Below are 15,904 nucleotides of genomic sequence, written 5' to 3' on the forward strand. Positions count from 1 at the left end.
AAATCTCCTTTAACGCTGAATCACCAGTTCAGTTGGTGATTGCGTTAATACTTCAACACCATCTTCTTTAACAAGTACGCAATCTTCTACACGTGTACCAGTCCATCCGGGAATGTAGACCCCCGGCTCGACTGTCACGACTGAGCCCACTGGCAATTTGACATCTTCAGGGGCGCGTTGTGAAAGCGCAGGGTTTTCATGTATCTCTAGTCCGACACCGTGGCCGGTGCTATGGATATAGTACTCTGCCAGACCAGCTTCAGCCAGGACATTGCGGGCAAGGGCATCAGCTTCCCGACCGGATAGGCCGGCATGCAAGCCCTGCTCACAGGTCTTCATGGCACGCAACACTGTCTCATAGACCTCTTTCATACGTGGCTCAGCCGGCTCACCCAGACAGATTGTACGCGTCATATCGGCACAATAGCCTTTATAGCGTGCTCCCATATCAATAGTAATCAGCTCACCACGTTGAATCTGACGCTGACCAGGAATCGCATGAGGCATAGATCCATTCGGGCCAGAGGCAACAATTGAACTAAACGAGGTTCCATCGGCTCCAAGCTCAACCATTTTGCGTGAGATTTCCCATTCCACATCTTTCTCAGTCATGCCAGGCTGAATCCACTGGCAGAGATGAGCAAATGTAGCATCAGTAATCGCAATGGCATGCTTCAACAACTCCAGTTCGTATGGTTGTTTCACGTAGCGCAGGGTGTTAACGATCGTCTCTTCAAACGGATGCAACGTAAAGATGCCCTCACCCGCCTGCTGCAACTGCTCATAGCTGGCATAGCTAAGCGCAACTGATTCAAAACCGATCTTCTTCCAACCATGCTCCTGAGCCAGAGAGGCGATCGCGTTGGCATAATTACGCCCGGTGGGAATAACTACATTCCAGCCAGGAGCCTCGCGGGCAGCCACCTCACTATAAAGAGGATTGGTCAAAAGGACCTGTTGCTGCGCACTCACGACAACCGAACCAGCGCCTTCTTCATCATTGAGCCAGCCACTCAAGTAGGAAGCACTTTGCGGCTGTGTCACATAAAAAGCATCCAGTCCCTGTTCGGTAATCCATGCCCGAAATTGTTGTATGCTCTCCTGGCTCATAGCTATTACTTTCTCCTTACTCGCTTACTAATGTTGTTAAGGCCTCCAGGGCCAGTACATAGCCACGCCACCCCAGGCCGGCTATCTGCCCTCGGCAAACTGGAGCGATCACTGAATGATGTCGAAATTCCTCACGTGCATACACATTACTTAAATGCACTTCAATTGTTGGCAAGGCGGCATCGGCCACAGCATCGCGCAACGCAATCGAATAGTGGGTGAATGCCCCAGGATTAATTATAATGCCAGCGGCACTCTCGCGATGCTGCTGCATATAATCGATCAGGGCTCCCTCATAATTAGACTGGAAACATTCAACGCCTACGCCCAAAGTTGCAGCACGCTGGCGGACTTCATTATGGATCTGCTCCAGAGTCATCGTACCATAAATTCCAGGTTCACGCGTACCGAGCATATTGAGATTTGGGCCACTTAAAATGAGGAATTTGCGCATTTCATCCTACTTCTCCCCCATAAACGTTGTAATGACACGCTCAACCAGTTCATCGGGCATGGTGGTAATCTCTACCTTGCCAATCTGCCTGGGCATAATCCAACGTACACGCTTGCCAACCACCTTTTTATCTAATTGCATAGCTGCCAGAATATCTTGTGCATGCACAGTACCTGTATAGGCAATCGGTAATCCTAGCGCGGCTAACAACCTATTCTGGCGCATAAGGTCCTGCTGCTCAAATAATCCAGCCTCCCAGGCCAGTTCAGCCGCGACAACCATTCCAAGTGAAACCGCCTCGCCATGCAGCCATTCACCATAACCGGAAGCATTTTCCAGAGCATGTGCAAAGGTGTGGCCATAATTCAAGATAGCACGCTGTCCCTGCTCCCGCTCATCCTCCTCTATCACCTTGACTTTGATATCTATACAGCGAGCAATGATACGACAGAGTAGCGCAACAGGAGGCTGGGAGAAATCTCGCAATGCGTTTGCATGCGCCTCTAAGAGGTCGAACAACTCAGCGTCAAGTATGATACCATACTTTACAATTTCTGCCCATCCCTCAATACGCGAACGGGCTGGTAGAGAGAGAAGCGTAGAAGGATCAGCCAGCACCAGGCGCGGGTGGTAGAAAGCGCCTATCAAGTTCTTACCACGAGGATGATTAATACCAGTTTTGCCACCAATAGCAGAATCGACCTGAGCCAGCAATGAAGTTGGTATCTGGATTAACGGTACGCCACGTAAATAGGTTGCAGCCACAAAACCAACCAGATCTCCAACAACTCCACCACCAAGCGCGACCAGGGCCTCTCGGCGCTCAGCATGTTGCTCCAGGAGCCAGTCATAGAGAGCAAACAACTGTTGCTGGGACTTGCTACCCTCGCCAGCAGGGATGGTATAGACTTGAGGCTCAAAACCGGCAGCGGTCAATTGTGGGAGGAGCGTGGGGATATACAAATTGTGTATATTGCTATCCGTCACAATAAATACACGTGGAGGCAGTTGAAGCTGCTTAAGATAATCAGCCAAACGTACCAGTCCTCCCCAGTCAACTACCGCATCATATCCAGTTCCCACATGGACCGGCCGTGTAATCGGGGGCACGTGTGCAAAAGAAGGGGATTCACCAAGCATTGTCATAATCTCCAAAGCTACCTGCTCAGCCGGTTTTTCCTGCGTAAAGCAGATATATTCAGCTTCTCGATACCATGCATCACGGGCCATTAACATCTGTTGTAAATTAGCGAGAGGATCAACACCTGACAGGAGAGGACGTATTTCCAGGACTTGACCTTGTTGCTGCTCACGTGCATGTTGGGCTTGCAGACGCGTCAGCGAGACCTGAGGGTCAACATGCAGGAACACACGTACACCAGATTGCGCCATTAACGAGCGATTCTCGGGCCGGACAACGATGCCACCACCGGTAACGATGATGGCATCAACTGGTTGCTGAATAGCTTGAGCCAGGATGCGGGCCTCTAAAGAGCGGAAATGAGCCTCACCATGTCGTGCAAAAATTGCTGGAATGCGCTCTCCATACTCCTGTTCAATGAGCGCGTCGACATCCAGTAAGGGTCGTTCCAGTCGCTGCGCTAAAATACGCCCGACAGTACTTTTTCCACTCCCAGACAGCCCAATCAAAAACACATGTCGCATAGTGGCTATTGTATCACGATTTCGCCCCTAATAGAGTTCTTCATTACGGATACTGGTGCTCAATGAATTAACAACACTAAACACTGTGGTATCCACTGACTTCACATGCTCCTGTACAGGTTCTCCTGCACGTAAGAATGATTGAATACGATTATCATACACAGAAAACTCACGTCCAAAGGAGAAGATATAACGCTCAAGCTGGCCAGTCTGACGATTAAGGACCAGGATTGTATCATCTTTGGCGCAATCAGTACTCGGTGCGCAATTGGCCCGATTCGTAAAGGCACCAACCAGGATCTGCCAGCGCTGATCCCAGGTTTTCACCAGATATTGATGGTCAATCTCTAGATTCTTATTAAACGCGACAAAAGTACTTTGTGCCGCCTGACTGTCATACAGCATAACGCTTAGGGTTGGCAAGCCAAAATGACCAACATATAAAACTTTATGTGTTCCTACATGCGATTGCAGCTTCTGCTGTTCCAGTGCCAGATGCTGATCAAATTTCAAGAGCTGAATATCGCCCTGAACAGGATCATACATGAGTAGTTGGGCACGGCCAGCATTAAGAAAATCGCCACTGTAGATAACCCAGTTACCATCCAGCTTATGCTGCTCCTGATAGTCATGCACACCTAGTTGCTGATTGAAATCCATAATACGGCCCTCACCCATGACACGATCATAGAGGAAGACCCCATCTTGTTGTCCATTCACAAAACGACCAACATACACTTCCCAGTTAGAATGCCAGAGAGTATAGCTCTGCTGATGGTTAATCGTCAAATCCTGTTTAAAGTCCAGTACTTGAACATTGGCTGTACGCCCTTGCTTCTCCCAATCACTCAGCGGACTACCACTCAATTCTCTACCTGTCGTTGGAGGAGTATTCGCATGCTCATCCGTTGGCACAACATAACTAAACTGGGCTGTCTTCTGAACAGCTGTTGTTGGCGTAGGCTGCACCGTCGCTGGTACAGTACCAGAAGGCGTTGCCGCTGGTGCTGCCTGAGTTGGGGTCGCAGCAGGAGTAGGCGCCGCGGTGGGAGCTGTCGTTGGTACTGCGGTCGGGACAGGCGTAGGTTGTGGCGTCGCGGTGACCGTTGGGGTTGGAACTGCGGTAGGCGTTGGGGTCGCAGTAACGATCGGCGTGGGCGTCACAGTTGGCTTTGGCGTTGGTGTAACGGTTGGTTTTGGGGTCGGTGTGACAGTCGGCTTTGGGGTCGGCGTCACTTTTGGCGTCGGTGTTACCTTTGGTGTTGGCGTTGAAGCGGCCTTTGAGGTCGATGTTACATTAGGCGTTGCTGTAGCGGTCGGGACAGAGCTACCTGGTGCGGTTGTTGGTGGATCTACAACACCAGGATCAGAATTTGTTGGAGTTGTCGGATCAGAGAGCACCTGAGAGAAGCGCTTATACATGAAGATCCCACTACTTTTACCATTAAAGCGACCGACAGAGATCTCCCAACCAGCCCCAATATCTGATAGAGAGACATGCTTTTTAATGTGAAGATTAGCATCCAGACTTAGGAGTTGTAGGGTACCAGCGACACGATCATACAATAAAATTTCCGAGGCTTTGCCACCAGAGAAATTTCCGATATGAATATCCAGGGTCGAGCCCCAACTGCCCGCAGGTGCGATAGTATCACCCAGTTCAACTAATGGGGACGCAGCATCAGGCACATGCAACAAATCATCGGATGGCTGACCATCAACCAGGTGGGGCCGCTCTTTTTGCGACGGCACCCTTTGCTGATCCAATTTATAAATCTGAATAGCACCACGCTCGCGGTTGTATAGCAACAAATTGCTGGAACCATTGCCGCTAAAGTCCGCATTAAACTCTTGATCAGATGAAGCCGGAGATAATCCTAAAGCAATCCGGTCACTGGTATAAGTAGCTGGCTGCTGCTGAGCAATAGTCGGGGTTGTTGTGTTTGTTGTGTTTGTTGTACCTGTCGTAGTAGGATCATTGGTGGTTGTCGTAGTTGATGGATTATCAGCAGCAGTATTAGCCTGATTCACCGCAGCGACAGGATCACCAAAGTTGCCCATACCTGGAAGCTTAGCAAACAGGTTCACATCAACTTTATGTGGGAAGTAAATAAAACGCAACTGACCATTCTGGTATTGAGGCTGATTAATGAGTGAGACACGATAATTTTTGTCAGCATACATATATTTGGGGTCATTAAAGTTCTGGTACGTCACATCAAAACTAGAACCATCGTCACTGACAGAGGTCACAAAAGCCACATGTCCGGCGGGTCCAGATGCCCAGGCACCATCACCAATAGGAAAGACTGCAATCGAAGCCACACGTGGCGTTGTACCCACACTCAAGCCAGAGCTCGATGCATCAATGGCCCAATCAGCTGCATTTCCCCAATTAACCGGTAGATTATACCCGAGCAAATGCCATTGCTCCCAGGCCCACCAGACGCAGTTTCCACCCAGTGGATAAGGGCCTGGACAGAGCATATAAGGATTACCATCCGGCGAAAAAAAGGAGCCGCCACACCAGGTGGGCACGTTCTGGACACGAGCCTGTGCACTTGTTGGTGTAACAACAAAAGGCGAGAATTGTACAAAGATGAGCAAACCAAGAAGAATTATGCCTACACTTTTTACCCACAAACGGCTACAAAAGTGGCCGCCCAACACACGTTTTGCCTTCAGCATCCTTCCCTGGGCTGAAACAAGCATACAGATCACACCTTCCTAAGAAATACAGGGATGGTAAAAAGATAGTTGATCATTTCCCTGACATATCATAAAGGCAAAATATATCAATGTATAGTATTTTCGGCACACAATAAAAGGTGTGCCATAAGACACACAGATTGATATATTCACAGCAAAGGTAGCGGATAGTGGCATCGGGAATGGGATAAATAGACGTTCCCGGCACATAGAAAAATTATAACATTGTAATTGTAGGGAATCAAGACACCCCTCGCCGCCGTTAGTACTTACGTGCGCTCAAAGCGCCACCAATTCGTGCTCATCAAAATACCTCGCTCCATCATCCATATCAAGCATTTTTTTACCCAAAAGTGCTTGACAATAAGTGCGATCAATGCTATTATTGTCTGCGTTGAGGGCGATTAGCTCAGTTGGTTAGAGCGCTACGTTGACATCGTAGAGGTCACAGATTCGAGTTCTGTATCGCCCACTAAAAACTTATGTATTTCCTGGTCGATTAGCTCAGTTGGTTAGAGCGCTACGTTGACATCGTAGAGGTCACAGATTCGAGTTCTGTATCGACCACCATACAAAAAGAGCGCTCCTACTTTTCATGAAAAGTAGGAGCGCTCTTTTTGTATGCTCCCATGTTACTTGAATAGAAAAAGGTCTCTTCCCTGAGATTGATGCCCCTGGAATCGAGCCAGGGACATCAGAACCGTAAGCTATTTCAAGGTTGCTGTCTGGGCATCAAATTCGTGAGCGTGCGCTCCACCGGTTAAGAGAACCAGCAGAGGTACAAACTTGGAAACGATTGGTGTGCCCCAGCCAGTTGTAGCATCCCAACCCTTTTTGGCGTCATACCCTGGAATCGTTACTGTATTACCAGCATCGTCCGTAAAGGTGTAGGTATTGTTGCCGGTTGTGATGTCATGGAATGTGGCGGAATAGATGCTCGGAATACGACCGAAGAGCAGGTAAACAACAGGATTGATGAAACCAACGCGCTTGTTACCAAGCTGGCTGGCCAGAGCTGCGATACCAGCCCACTGTGGGGAACCCGCGCTGGTGCCACCAAAGATGAGGACAACGCCAGGACCATAACCGCTATCTGATGTGACGGTCAGGACACCACCGTTAATGGCGGCGTTGTAAGCTACATCGGGTACACCTCGGCCCTTGCCAGGAATGTTGGCCAGACCATACTGATAGAATGGTTTGCGATAAACTGTGCTGAAACCACCGCCTGTACCGGCACCGTATTGTGGCTCGTTCCAGGTGGTCTCACTCTGATAAGCGCCTGTAACCGCGTCGGCTACCAGCTGCGTACCACCAACACCAGTTACGAATGGATCGTTAGCTGGTGAAGAAGCAGAAAGGATATATGAGCTATTATCACAGGAAGGCTGAGCAGCACCCTGGTCACCGGCAGAAGCGAACAGTGTGATGTTTTTGCGGGTAGCAGCCTCGAATGCTTTATGCCATTTCTGTGTGGTTGCGGCATCCAGACAACTCTCAGCTTCACCAAAGCTCATCGAAATGGTATCACCCAGATTGTGATCAACCGCATATTGGAATGAAGCGACCAGATCATTGTCATCGCTACTCTTGGCCAGCACCAGATTGATTGTGGCATCTGGAGCAACAGCATGCGACCACTCAACGTCCAGAGCAATCTCACCAGCCCACCCGGACTGTAACTCGCTACCATCAAATGGAGTGATTGTGCCCTGCCCAGGGATGATATTGAGGGTGGTATCATTCAAGCCAAAAGCCTGATCAAATGCATGTAGATCATCCTGAATGTGGGGGGCACTGTAAGCATCCAGGATCACAATGGAGCGACCTTTGCCGGTGATACCCTTATCCAACAGTGGCTGAATGCTATATGCATTACGGATCTGCTTGGGTCCATAACAACGTACGGGGGCAGTATTCGATTGGCACCTGAAAGTTGTATCTTGTACTGTTCCCGCATAAATATGATGGGGATTCACTACCGAATGTGGATTGGCATGACTCGATGTATGAGCATCCACGGTTTGTGCTGCGGCGCCAGATGCCAACAACGCTAAGAGAAGTGCGCAGGCAAAAAGGCCATACAGCATCTCAGGAGCTACCATACGTCTTTGCGTCATAAGATATCCTCCATACTTTAAATAATATAGTTAAAAGTGTCTATAGGGAAGAGCTACTTCTTAAGTATAGAAGATATTATCTAAATTTGCTAGCTAAAAAGCATAGAAATATTTACAAATAGGAATTATTGGACATATATGATTACTATGCAGTAAATAAATGGAAGATATATATACGTAAAAAAACGTATTGATACAAGCTGAAATGATGCTTAAAGTCAGGACTATAGATAGAATTTAGCGGGCAATAGAAAGACAAGTAAGAAGAAGGTACTATTCTACAATTTTATGTAACTTTAGCATGGCTGCATAAAGAATAGTGGAGTGGAACAAATTCAATGGGGCAAAAGAAGCTACCTTGAAACCTCATGTATTGCGGCTCTACTACCTTTTCGTGTAGAGTGAAATGTGAAAACGCTCATGAGCAGCTTGATTATTTTAATATACACAAAAACAATAATAAAAATTACATACGGCGTTAACTACTATACTATGTCATCTTTCATAACGCTCTCTGCAAATTTTAAAACATTACCTCTTTTTGAGGCGAAAAATGGTAAGTGCGTGCCGCAGGCGCGAGGTGGAAAAAAAGTCGCTGCTGGCGTCTTTTTTTCAAGCGCCAGCAGCGACTTTTTATAGTTTAAATCTATTGTTTATGCACGTGGTAACATGGGGATGTTCATACCTTCATCGCGGGTACGATGCGTACCGGCAGTGTCTTTAATACCACCCTCAGGATATACCACTTTGGCTTCGGCCTCAGGCAACAGGCTAGCAACCTCTTTCAGAACAGCATCCAGGAACTGATTTTCAGGAACAGTCCTGACTACCTGTCCTTTACGGAAGATAACGCCTTTCCCTTTTCCGCCAGCAAGACCAACATCAGCATCGCGGGACTCGCCAGGGCCGTTGACGACACAACCCATAACCGCCACCTGGATGGGTGTCTGGACTTTTGAGAGTCGCTTTTCAACTTCGTTGGCGACACTGATCACATCAATCTCAACACGACCACAAGAGGGGCAAGAGACGAAGGTGACACCACGGTTACGCAACTCTAGCGAACGCAGAATCTCAAAGGCAACAGGAATCTCTTCCTCAGGTTCAGCACTCAAGCTAACGCGCAGTGTGTCACCAATACCATCAGCCAGCAGCATGCTCAGTCCGACAGATGACTTGACCGCGCCAGTTACCAGGGTACCGGCCTCAGTAATGCCCAGGTGAAGGGGATAGTCGGAACGCTCTGAGAAACGGCGGTAGGCTTCTACTGCCGTCAAGACTGTTGAGGATTTCAGAGAGACATCGATATTATGGTAATCCAGTTCCTCACACCAGCTAATATATTCTAAAGCACGCGTAACCATGCGCTCGGCTAGATGCTCACGCTCAAGACGGCGAGCCTCAGCTGGATCCGAACGCTCAAGGGTACCATCATCGCGCAGGCGCACCTGTACACGTTGCATCTGAGCAGCCTTGTCCAAAGCATCGATCGAACCCGAGTTAACACCAATACGCATCGCAATATCGCGCTCTTTGGCCGCCAGCACAATCTTCTCCAATGACTTACGGCCCTGCAAAAGATTACCAGGATTGATACGTACTTTATCGATTCCCTGACGAATCGCCTCTAATGCTAATTCAGGATTATAATGAACATCCGCAATCAGTGGAATCTTGATACGTTTCTTAATCTCACTTAAAACAACTGCGTCTTCCATCTCAGGCACAGCCACACGTATCAGTTCACAACCAACATCCTGCAAACGTTCAATCTGCGCAACAGTAGATTCAACATCACGTGTATAGGTGGTGGTCATAGATTGAACGGAAATTGGTGCATCGCCACCGATTGCAACATTACCTACATGTATTTGTCGTGTTTTTTTTCGCATAATTGAAAGTAAACTCCGTTTAGCCGTTCCAATGCATGAGATCACTCACCGTGACCACAACCATGAGAACTAATAGTAATGCAAAGCCAACAAGATTAATAAGCCCCTCGCGCTCGGGTTTCAAGCGTTTACCACCACGTAAAATCTCAATTAATATAAGAAAGACGCGTCCGCCATCCAAAGCGGGGAAGGGTAAAATGTTAAAAATTGCTAAATTCAAACTTAAAGCGGCCGTCAGACTTAAAATGGGCCACCAACCGACAACAGGGGTCTGCTCTGCGACGGTCTGTGTAACTTGAGCAATGCCGACAGGTCCAGAAAATTGTGGTTGAATAGCCCCAATGATCATTTTTCCAATAATAGTCAGGTATTGACGAATAAAGTCAAATGTATGCTGGATACCTCTAAATGGTGCCTCCCATAACGGATAGTGCATAATCACGGTTTTGCTACCAACCCCCATGGCACCCTCACCCTGGGCTGGACGGGCACGCGCATTAACGGTGATAGCGACCGGAGCCGATGCTTTTGGATGACGTACCGTTAAATGAATCGGCACCTTGGCATTTTTACCACCATCCGCCTTGATCGCATTTGTGACGGCGGTATACATCTCAGAGAAATCTTTGACCGCCTTCCCATTTACCGTCAGCACCGTATCATCAGCACGCAATCCAGCCGCGGCCGCCGGTGAATTCGGTTGGACCGAGCCAATCATTGCGGTCGGCGACACCACAGGCTCGCCCAGACCATATGCAACGGTAAAAAGGATTATACCCAGTAAAAAATTCATAAAGACGCCAGCGCAAAGTACGATAATGCGTTTGCTGGCCGTCTTGGCCGCAAAGCTACCTTCATCGTAGCGCCCCTGATCATCCACTGTATCGCCACTCTCACCAGCCATGCGCACAAAGCCTCCCAGTGGCAAGAGATTAAACGAATAGAGTGTGCGCTCAGGTTTAGGCGCGCTCTGATCAACACTGGCATTACCAAAGGGATCTTGAATACTGCTGGTATCGACAACGGAACTTCCCCGGCCAAACCATAGCACCTCCCAACCTCCCCGCTCACGCTTACGTACACTCACCACATTAGGAGGAAAGCCCATACCGAACTCTTCAACCCGAATGCCAGCCCACTTCGCCGCCATAAAATGCCCAAGCTCGTGAACAAACACAAGTAATCCCAAAACCGGAATAACCGCGAGTATATACCAGCTCATCCCATTTTCCTTTACTCAGCATACGCTCATTTACAGTATCTTGCCATCCAATCGTTAAGCAACATTGCTCATTATGCATGGGTAGCATTCACGATTGTTTTTATTTGCTTCATGATAGCCCATTGCCGTCTAAGCACGCTTCTTCCACAATTCGCGAACCGTGCGGCGCGCCCAGCTACAAGCATCCAGGGTAGCAGCTACATTTGGCTGCTCAATGGATTGATGCCGCTCCAGAGCCGCCTCAATCAACTGCGCAATTTCCAGATAGCTAATTTTCCCAGCCAGGAACAACTCAACGGCCTCCTCATCAGCTCCCACCAGAACACATGGATAGGTACCACCACGTTTGCCAGCCTCTACGGCCAGATGGAAACAAGGGAAACGCTCAAGGTCCAGGCTCTCAAAATGAAGAGACGCGACATCAGCCCAGCGCAACTCACGAATAAAGTCCGTCTGCGCGGCATCCAGGCGCTCAGGATAAGCCAGAGCATTCATAATGGGGAGGTGCATACTTGGTAGGCTGGCCTGCATCTTCACCGAACCATCAATGAACTCGACCATTGAGTGGATAATACTTTCAGGATGTACAACCACTTCCATCTTCTCATATGGTACACCAAAGAGCCAATGGGACTCAATCACTTCAAGGGCTTTATTCATCAATGTGGCGCTATCAATGGTAATTTTTGGCCCCATACTCCAGGTGGGATGGGCCAGAGCTTGCTTGACCGTGACAGACTTTAGCTCCTCTAATGGAGTTGAGCGGAAGGGACCACCCGATGCGGTCAATAGCAGGCGATGAATGGAATTTGTTTCTTCACCCCGCAAGCATTGCCAGATAGCGCTATGCTCACTATCAATGGGATAAATGGGTACCCCAACGCGTTGTGCGGCCTGAGTAACCAGGTGACCGGCCATCACCAGCGTCTCTTTATTGGCCAGCGCAATCGTCTTACCGGCACCAATCGCCGCCAGCGTAGGCATCAGCCCAACCAAACCTGAGGTAGCCGCCACGACGATGTCTGCATCTCCATGGGTAGCAACAGCCAGTAGACCTTGCTCTCCAATTAAGGCCTGTGGCAACAAGGCACGTGCCTTGGCCTCAACCTCAGGAGTATCCGCGAAACAGGTCACCAGATCAGGTTGAAACTCCTGAACTTGCTGGACCAGCAGATCCACATTGCTGCGCGCAGCTATAGCGACAACACGAAAATGCTCAGGAAAGCGTCGCACAACATCCAGGGTTTGTCGCCCAATTGAGCCTGTACTTCCTAATAAAGCAATACGTTTAGGGAACGTTGTCATGAAATTTAACCTATGAAAATATTGTAACGTACCCACACATGATATGGGTTACGAAGTCATTTAAACTCTCAACCAGATTATAGCATGTACGGATCAATGCATCAGCAGGTATGAAAAAACAGGACATTTCTGCCATTCCCCGCTAGTAACTTCAGCAATCCTGCACCATATATTAGTGAAAAAACAGAGAAAACACATACACGATAAACACAGCAAAAAGCAAGCTATCGATACGATCCAGCATGCCGCCATGTCCTGGCATGATCTGTCCACTATCTTTTACATGCATCTGGCGCTTGATCAAAGATTCGGCGAGATCGCCTAGCGTGGCGGAGATACCTACTAAGAGGCCCAGTAAAATAGCCAGATACCAGGGAACCCCTAATGGCACCACCGTAAGCAGCAAACAAGCGATCACTGAAAGAAGCAGACCACCAGCCACACCTTCCCACGTTTTAGCAGGACTGATATGGGGGGCCAGTTTATGGCGTCCAAAGTAGCGACCAGCAAAAAAGGCCGCGCCATCAAAGCCCCAGACACCAAGCAGGGTCCCCAGAAGCCACCAGACACCACGGGGAAGCGTCACCCAATAGCCAGTCATCAGATGCAGATTGCTGACCTCATAGCCACGCAACAATAAGAAATAGCTCATCGACCAGCCCAGGTAAACAGGAACCGCCAGCGTCAGGGCCCAATCCACCATTGTTCCTTCTAATTGCTTACGCATAAAAAGCCAGCAAAAAGAAATCACCAGCGAAGCCCCGATACCTACTTGAAGAATGAGTATACGTTGGGCTGGAAACATGGCCGAGCCCAAAAAAAGTAACGACAGGCCATAACTGATCCAGACAAGTGGACGATAGCCCGCCTTGAATAACATGGTGTGAAGTTCAAGCGTGCCCAATACTGTTACCAATAGACAGGCGACAAAAGCCCACCAGCCTCCAAACCAGACAAAGAGGAGCACGATAGGCATCGCAACTCCTGCGGTCAGCCAGCGCTGCCCCACAGATGCGTTCCCTTTTTGCTCGGGTTCAATGGAACCCTCTTTACTATGCTGTTTACTTGTGCCTTGCAAACAATTCACTTCCTCAGTCGAGCTATGCTTATTTTATCATACACAAAGAGATGCTGTTCCACCACCTGCGCTACCCATCCCATAGAGTATCTTTTACAGACGAGAAATGCGCAACAGCACACAAAAAAAGAATACGCAGAGCTATGGCTGGTGGTCTCTACGTATTCTATCACTGTTTTTTACTTGGAGGGAACGTCTAGACGACCAAAGCGTCTACGGCGTTGATTAAAACTCTCAAGGGCAGCCAACAAATCTTCATGCCCAAAGTCAGGCCAGAGGGTTGAGGTTGCATAGTATTCACTATAAGCCGATTGCCAGAGCAAGAAATTGCTAACGCGCATCTCGCCCGCCGTACGAATGACCATATCGGGATCTGGCAAATCGCGCGTATATAAATATGAGCTAATCATTTCTTCACTGATTGTCTCAGGATCGCGCCCATCGGCAATAATTTGCCGGACCGCATCCACCAGTTCAGCCCGTCCGCCATAGTTAAAACAGACATTCAGACCGATACGTGTATTGTCTTTTGTCAATTCAACCGACTCACGTACCGCCTTCTGAATATCGGGAGATAGATCATACAAACGACCAAGATGGCGCAAACGTACCCCATCGCGGTGGAGTTTTTCTAAATCCGAGCGAATGGTCTCCCAAAAGAGACGCATCAAACCTTCAACTTCAGGCTGTGGGCGGCCCCAGTTCTCGGTTGAAAAAGCATACACACTGAGCATTTGAATATTTTCATCGGCGGCACACTCGACAACACGCCGAAGCGCAGTCACGCCTGCTTTATGTCCAGCCAGACGAGGCAAGTGCCGTTTGGTCGCCCAGCGCCCATTGCCATCCATAATGATGGCAATGTGACGCACGGGCTGCTCCTCAGATGCGACAAGGGACGTCTGCGCTAAATTCTTCTCTTTCCCCTTGATTGATGAAAAGAGTTGCTGCATCTTGGTCAAAGTTAGACCTCCAGGATCTCCAGTTCCTTCGCTTTTCCGATCTTCTCCATCTCGTCGACGTAGCGATCGGTGAGCTTCTGCAGTCGGTCAGTGCTGCGTTTCAGCTCATCTTCAGAAACTTCTTTTTTCTTTTCTCGGTCGCGCATCTTATCCTGGACATCGCGACGGATGTTGCGGATAGCGACCTTATGCTCGTCCGATTTCTTATGTAGAGTTTTCACCAGATCACGGCGGCGCTCTTCGCTCATCGGTGGGATGACCAGGCGAATAACCTGCCCATCATTGTTAGGGTTGATGCCGAGATCTGACTTTTGAATCGCCTTCTCGATATCAGCCAACAATTTTTTGTCCCAGGGTTGGATTACCAGTAGACGCGCCTCCGGGACAGTGACTGAGGCTACCTGATTAATTGGTGTGGGGGCTCCATAATACTCAACATTAATGCGATCAATCAGAGCCGCGCTTGCTCGCCCGGCACGGATCGCGTTGAGATCTTGCTTCAAGGCTTCAATAGCCTTTTGCATACGTCGCTCGGCATCCCCAAGTAAATCTGCTGTCATTGCATACTCCCTTTTTCTCTAGGTACAATATGCACCTTAAAAACGGGACGTGACGAAATCGGTCGTGCAATATGCCGCACGACTACACAGGTTCTTTCACGTCAGTAGAGACAAGTGTACCATACTTTTCACCGCGTACAATGGCTTCCAGCGCGCCGCTCTGGTGTAGGCTGAAAACCAGGATAGGCATGTTGTTATCCTTACAGAGCGAAAGTGCGGTACTATCCATGACTTTCAAACCCATGTTCAATGCCTTCATATAACTCAATTCTGAGAAACGCCGGGCATTGGGATTACGCATAGGGTCGTCATCATAGATTCCATCCACTTTGGTCGCTTTAAGCAGCACCTGTGCATTTAATTCAATCGCACGTAATGCGGCAGCCGTATCAGTGGTAAAAAATGGATTTCCGCTACCAGCAGCCAGAATAACGACACGCCTCTTTTCCAGGTGGCGTACCGCCCGGCGACGGATAAAAGGTTCAGCGACCGGGGGCATCTCGATTGCAGTTTGTACTCGTGTGCTAATGCCCAGCTTTTCCATTGCATCCTGCATTACCAATGAGTTCATAACTGTGGCGAGCATACCCACATAGTCCGCTGTACCCCGATCAATACCTGTCGCGGCAGCATCTGCCCCGCGCCACATATTTCCGCCCCCAATAACCATCGCGACCTCTACTCCCAGGTCGTGCACACGCTTAACCTCTTCAGCAATACGCCGTACGGTTTCTGCATCAATACCAGATCCCTGAGATCCTAGCGCCTCACCACTCAATTTGAGTAGAATTCGCCGATATTTTGGCTCGACTGACATCTTAACCATT

The 15,904-nt window shown here is 48.9% G+C and carries 13 protein-coding genes and 2 tRNA genes; 3 read left to right on the forward strand and 12 right to left on the reverse strand.

Annotated elements, in window-relative coordinates:
- Positions 1-9: 9 nt before the first annotated feature.
- From EL633_RS04160 to EL633_RS37250, 4 genes are read right to left on the reverse strand one after another with little or no spacing between them, the layout of a single operon-like run.
- A complete protein-coding gene (locus EL633_RS04160; protein WP_126625987.1) occupies positions 10-1,110 on the reverse strand; it encodes a M24 family metallopeptidase in 1,101 nt (366 codons plus the stop codon).
- 16 nt (positions 1,111-1,126) lie between these two features.
- Entirely contained in the window at positions 1,127-1,564 is a 438-nt protein-coding gene (aroQ, locus tag EL633_RS04165; RefSeq protein WP_126625988.1) for a type II 3-dehydroquinate dehydratase, read from the reverse strand.
- Positions 1,565-1,570: 6 nt separating this feature from the next.
- Entirely contained in the window at positions 1,571-3,229 is a 1,659-nt protein-coding gene (gene aroB / locus EL633_RS04170) for a 3-dehydroquinate synthase (protein WP_126625989.1), read from the reverse strand.
- A 27-nt stretch (positions 3,230-3,256) separates the two neighbouring features.
- Entirely contained in the window at positions 3,257-5,941 is a 2,685-nt protein-coding gene (locus EL633_RS37250; protein WP_126625990.1) for a CHAP domain-containing protein, read from the reverse strand.
- 395 nt (positions 5,942-6,336) lie between these two features.
- On the opposite strand from EL633_RS37250, the gene EL633_RS04180 reads away from it, so the two are divergent.
- Together EL633_RS04180 and EL633_RS04185 are read left to right on the forward strand one after the other, a co-directional pair.
- Positions 6,337-6,410: transfer RNA gene (locus EL633_RS04180), tRNA-Val, on the forward strand.
- Positions 6,411-6,431: 21 nt separating this feature from the next.
- A tRNA-Val gene (locus EL633_RS04185) sits at positions 6,432-6,508 on the forward strand.
- Positions 6,509-6,645: 137 nt separating this feature from the next.
- Here the strand turns inward: EL633_RS04185 and EL633_RS04190 are convergent.
- Positions 6,646-8,058: a S53 family peptidase gene (locus tag EL633_RS04190; protein WP_126625991.1), complete on the reverse strand. Its 1,413-nt coding sequence runs from the start codon at positions 8,056-8,058 to the stop codon at positions 6,646-6,648.
- Positions 8,059-8,478: 420 nt separating this feature from the next.
- Here EL633_RS04190 and EL633_RS04195 point away from each other — a divergent pair, with 420 nt between their 5' ends.
- Entirely contained in the window at positions 8,479-8,697 is a 219-nt protein-coding gene (locus EL633_RS04195) for a hypothetical protein (RefSeq protein ID WP_126625992.1), read from the forward strand.
- Between the two features lie 14 nt (positions 8,698-8,711).
- Here the strand turns inward: EL633_RS04195 and ispG are convergent, their stop codons facing one another.
- From ispG to pyrH, 7 genes are all read right to left on the reverse strand, one after another.
- Positions 8,712-9,950, reverse strand: a complete 1,239-nt coding sequence (gene ispG / locus EL633_RS04200) for a flavodoxin-dependent (E)-4-hydroxy-3-methylbut-2-enyl-diphosphate synthase (protein WP_126625993.1) — start codon at positions 9,948-9,950, stop codon at positions 8,712-8,714.
- 19 nt (positions 9,951-9,969) lie between these two features.
- Positions 9,970-11,172 carry a M50 family metallopeptidase gene (locus EL633_RS04205; protein WP_126625994.1) on the reverse strand — a complete coding sequence of 401 codons (1,203 nt, stop codon included), beginning with the start codon at positions 11,170-11,172 and terminating at the stop codon, positions 9,970-9,972.
- 129 nt (positions 11,173-11,301) lie between these two features.
- Positions 11,302-12,477: a 1-deoxy-D-xylulose-5-phosphate reductoisomerase gene (locus tag EL633_RS04210; RefSeq protein ID WP_126625995.1), complete on the reverse strand. Its 1,176-nt coding sequence runs from the start codon at positions 12,475-12,477 to the stop codon at positions 11,302-11,304.
- 172 nt (positions 12,478-12,649) lie between these two features.
- A complete protein-coding gene (locus EL633_RS04215) occupies positions 12,650-13,555 on the reverse strand; it encodes a phosphatidate cytidylyltransferase (protein WP_126625996.1) in 906 nt (301 codons plus the stop codon).
- Positions 13,556-13,734: 179 nt separating this feature from the next.
- The gene (gene uppS / locus EL633_RS04220) at positions 13,735-14,517 is read right to left on the reverse strand and encodes a polyprenyl diphosphate synthase (protein ID WP_218027416.1); all 783 of its coding nucleotides are present in this window, start codon (positions 14,515-14,517) and stop codon (positions 13,735-13,737) included.
- 2 nt (positions 14,518-14,519) lie between these two features.
- Positions 14,520-15,077, reverse strand: a complete 558-nt coding sequence (gene frr, locus EL633_RS04225) for a ribosome recycling factor (RefSeq protein WP_126625997.1) — start codon at positions 15,075-15,077, stop codon at positions 14,520-14,522.
- Positions 15,078-15,159: 82 nt separating this feature from the next.
- Positions 15,160-15,894: a UMP kinase gene (gene pyrH / locus EL633_RS04230; protein ID WP_126625998.1), complete on the reverse strand. Its 735-nt coding sequence runs from the start codon at positions 15,892-15,894 to the stop codon at positions 15,160-15,162.
- Between the last annotated feature and the right edge of the window lie 10 nt (positions 15,895-15,904).

It is taken from the genome of Dictyobacter alpinus, assembly GCF_003967575.1.
GTDB lineage: Bacteria > Chloroflexota > Ktedonobacteria > Ktedonobacterales > Ktedonobacteraceae > Dictyobacter > Dictyobacter alpinus.

What these genes read in the sequence shown, in the direction of transcription:
- EL633_RS04195 (WP_126625992.1), top strand. Translation starts at nt 8,479, where the DNA reads ATGAGCAGCTTGATTATTTTAATATACACAAAAACAATAATAAAAATT.
- frr (WP_126625997.1), bottom strand. Translation starts at nt 15,077, where the DNA reads ATGACAGCAGATTTACTTGGGGATGCCGAGCGACGTATGCAAAAGGCT.
- EL633_RS37250 (WP_126625990.1), bottom strand. Translation starts at nt 5,941, where the DNA reads ATGCTTGTTTCAGCCCAGGGAAGGATGCTGAAGGCAAAACGTGTGTTG.
- EL633_RS04205 (WP_126625994.1), bottom strand. Translation starts at nt 11,172, where the DNA reads ATGAGCTGGTATATACTCGCGGTTATTCCGGTTTTGGGATTACTTGTG.
- aroQ (WP_126625988.1), bottom strand. Translation starts at nt 1,564, where the DNA reads ATGCGCAAATTCCTCATTTTAAGTGGCCCAAATCTCAATATGCTCGGT.
- aroB (WP_126625989.1), bottom strand. Translation starts at nt 3,229, where the DNA reads ATGCGACATGTGTTTTTGATTGGGCTGTCTGGGAGTGGAAAAAGTACT.
- pyrH (WP_126625998.1), bottom strand. Translation starts at nt 15,894, where the DNA reads ATGTCAGTCGAGCCAAAATATCGGCGAATTCTACTCAAATTGAGTGGT.
- ispG (WP_126625993.1), bottom strand. Translation starts at nt 9,950, where the DNA reads ATGCGAAAAAAAACACGACAAATACATGTAGGTAATGTTGCAATCGGT.
- EL633_RS04210 (WP_126625995.1), bottom strand. Translation starts at nt 12,477, where the DNA reads ATGACAACGTTCCCTAAACGTATTGCTTTATTAGGAAGTACAGGCTCA.
- EL633_RS04160 (WP_126625987.1), bottom strand. Translation starts at nt 1,110, where the DNA reads ATGAGCCAGGAGAGCATACAACAATTTCGGGCATGGATTACCGAACAG.
- EL633_RS04190 (WP_126625991.1), bottom strand. Translation starts at nt 8,058, where the DNA reads ATGACGCAAAGACGTATGGTAGCTCCTGAGATGCTGTATGGCCTTTTT.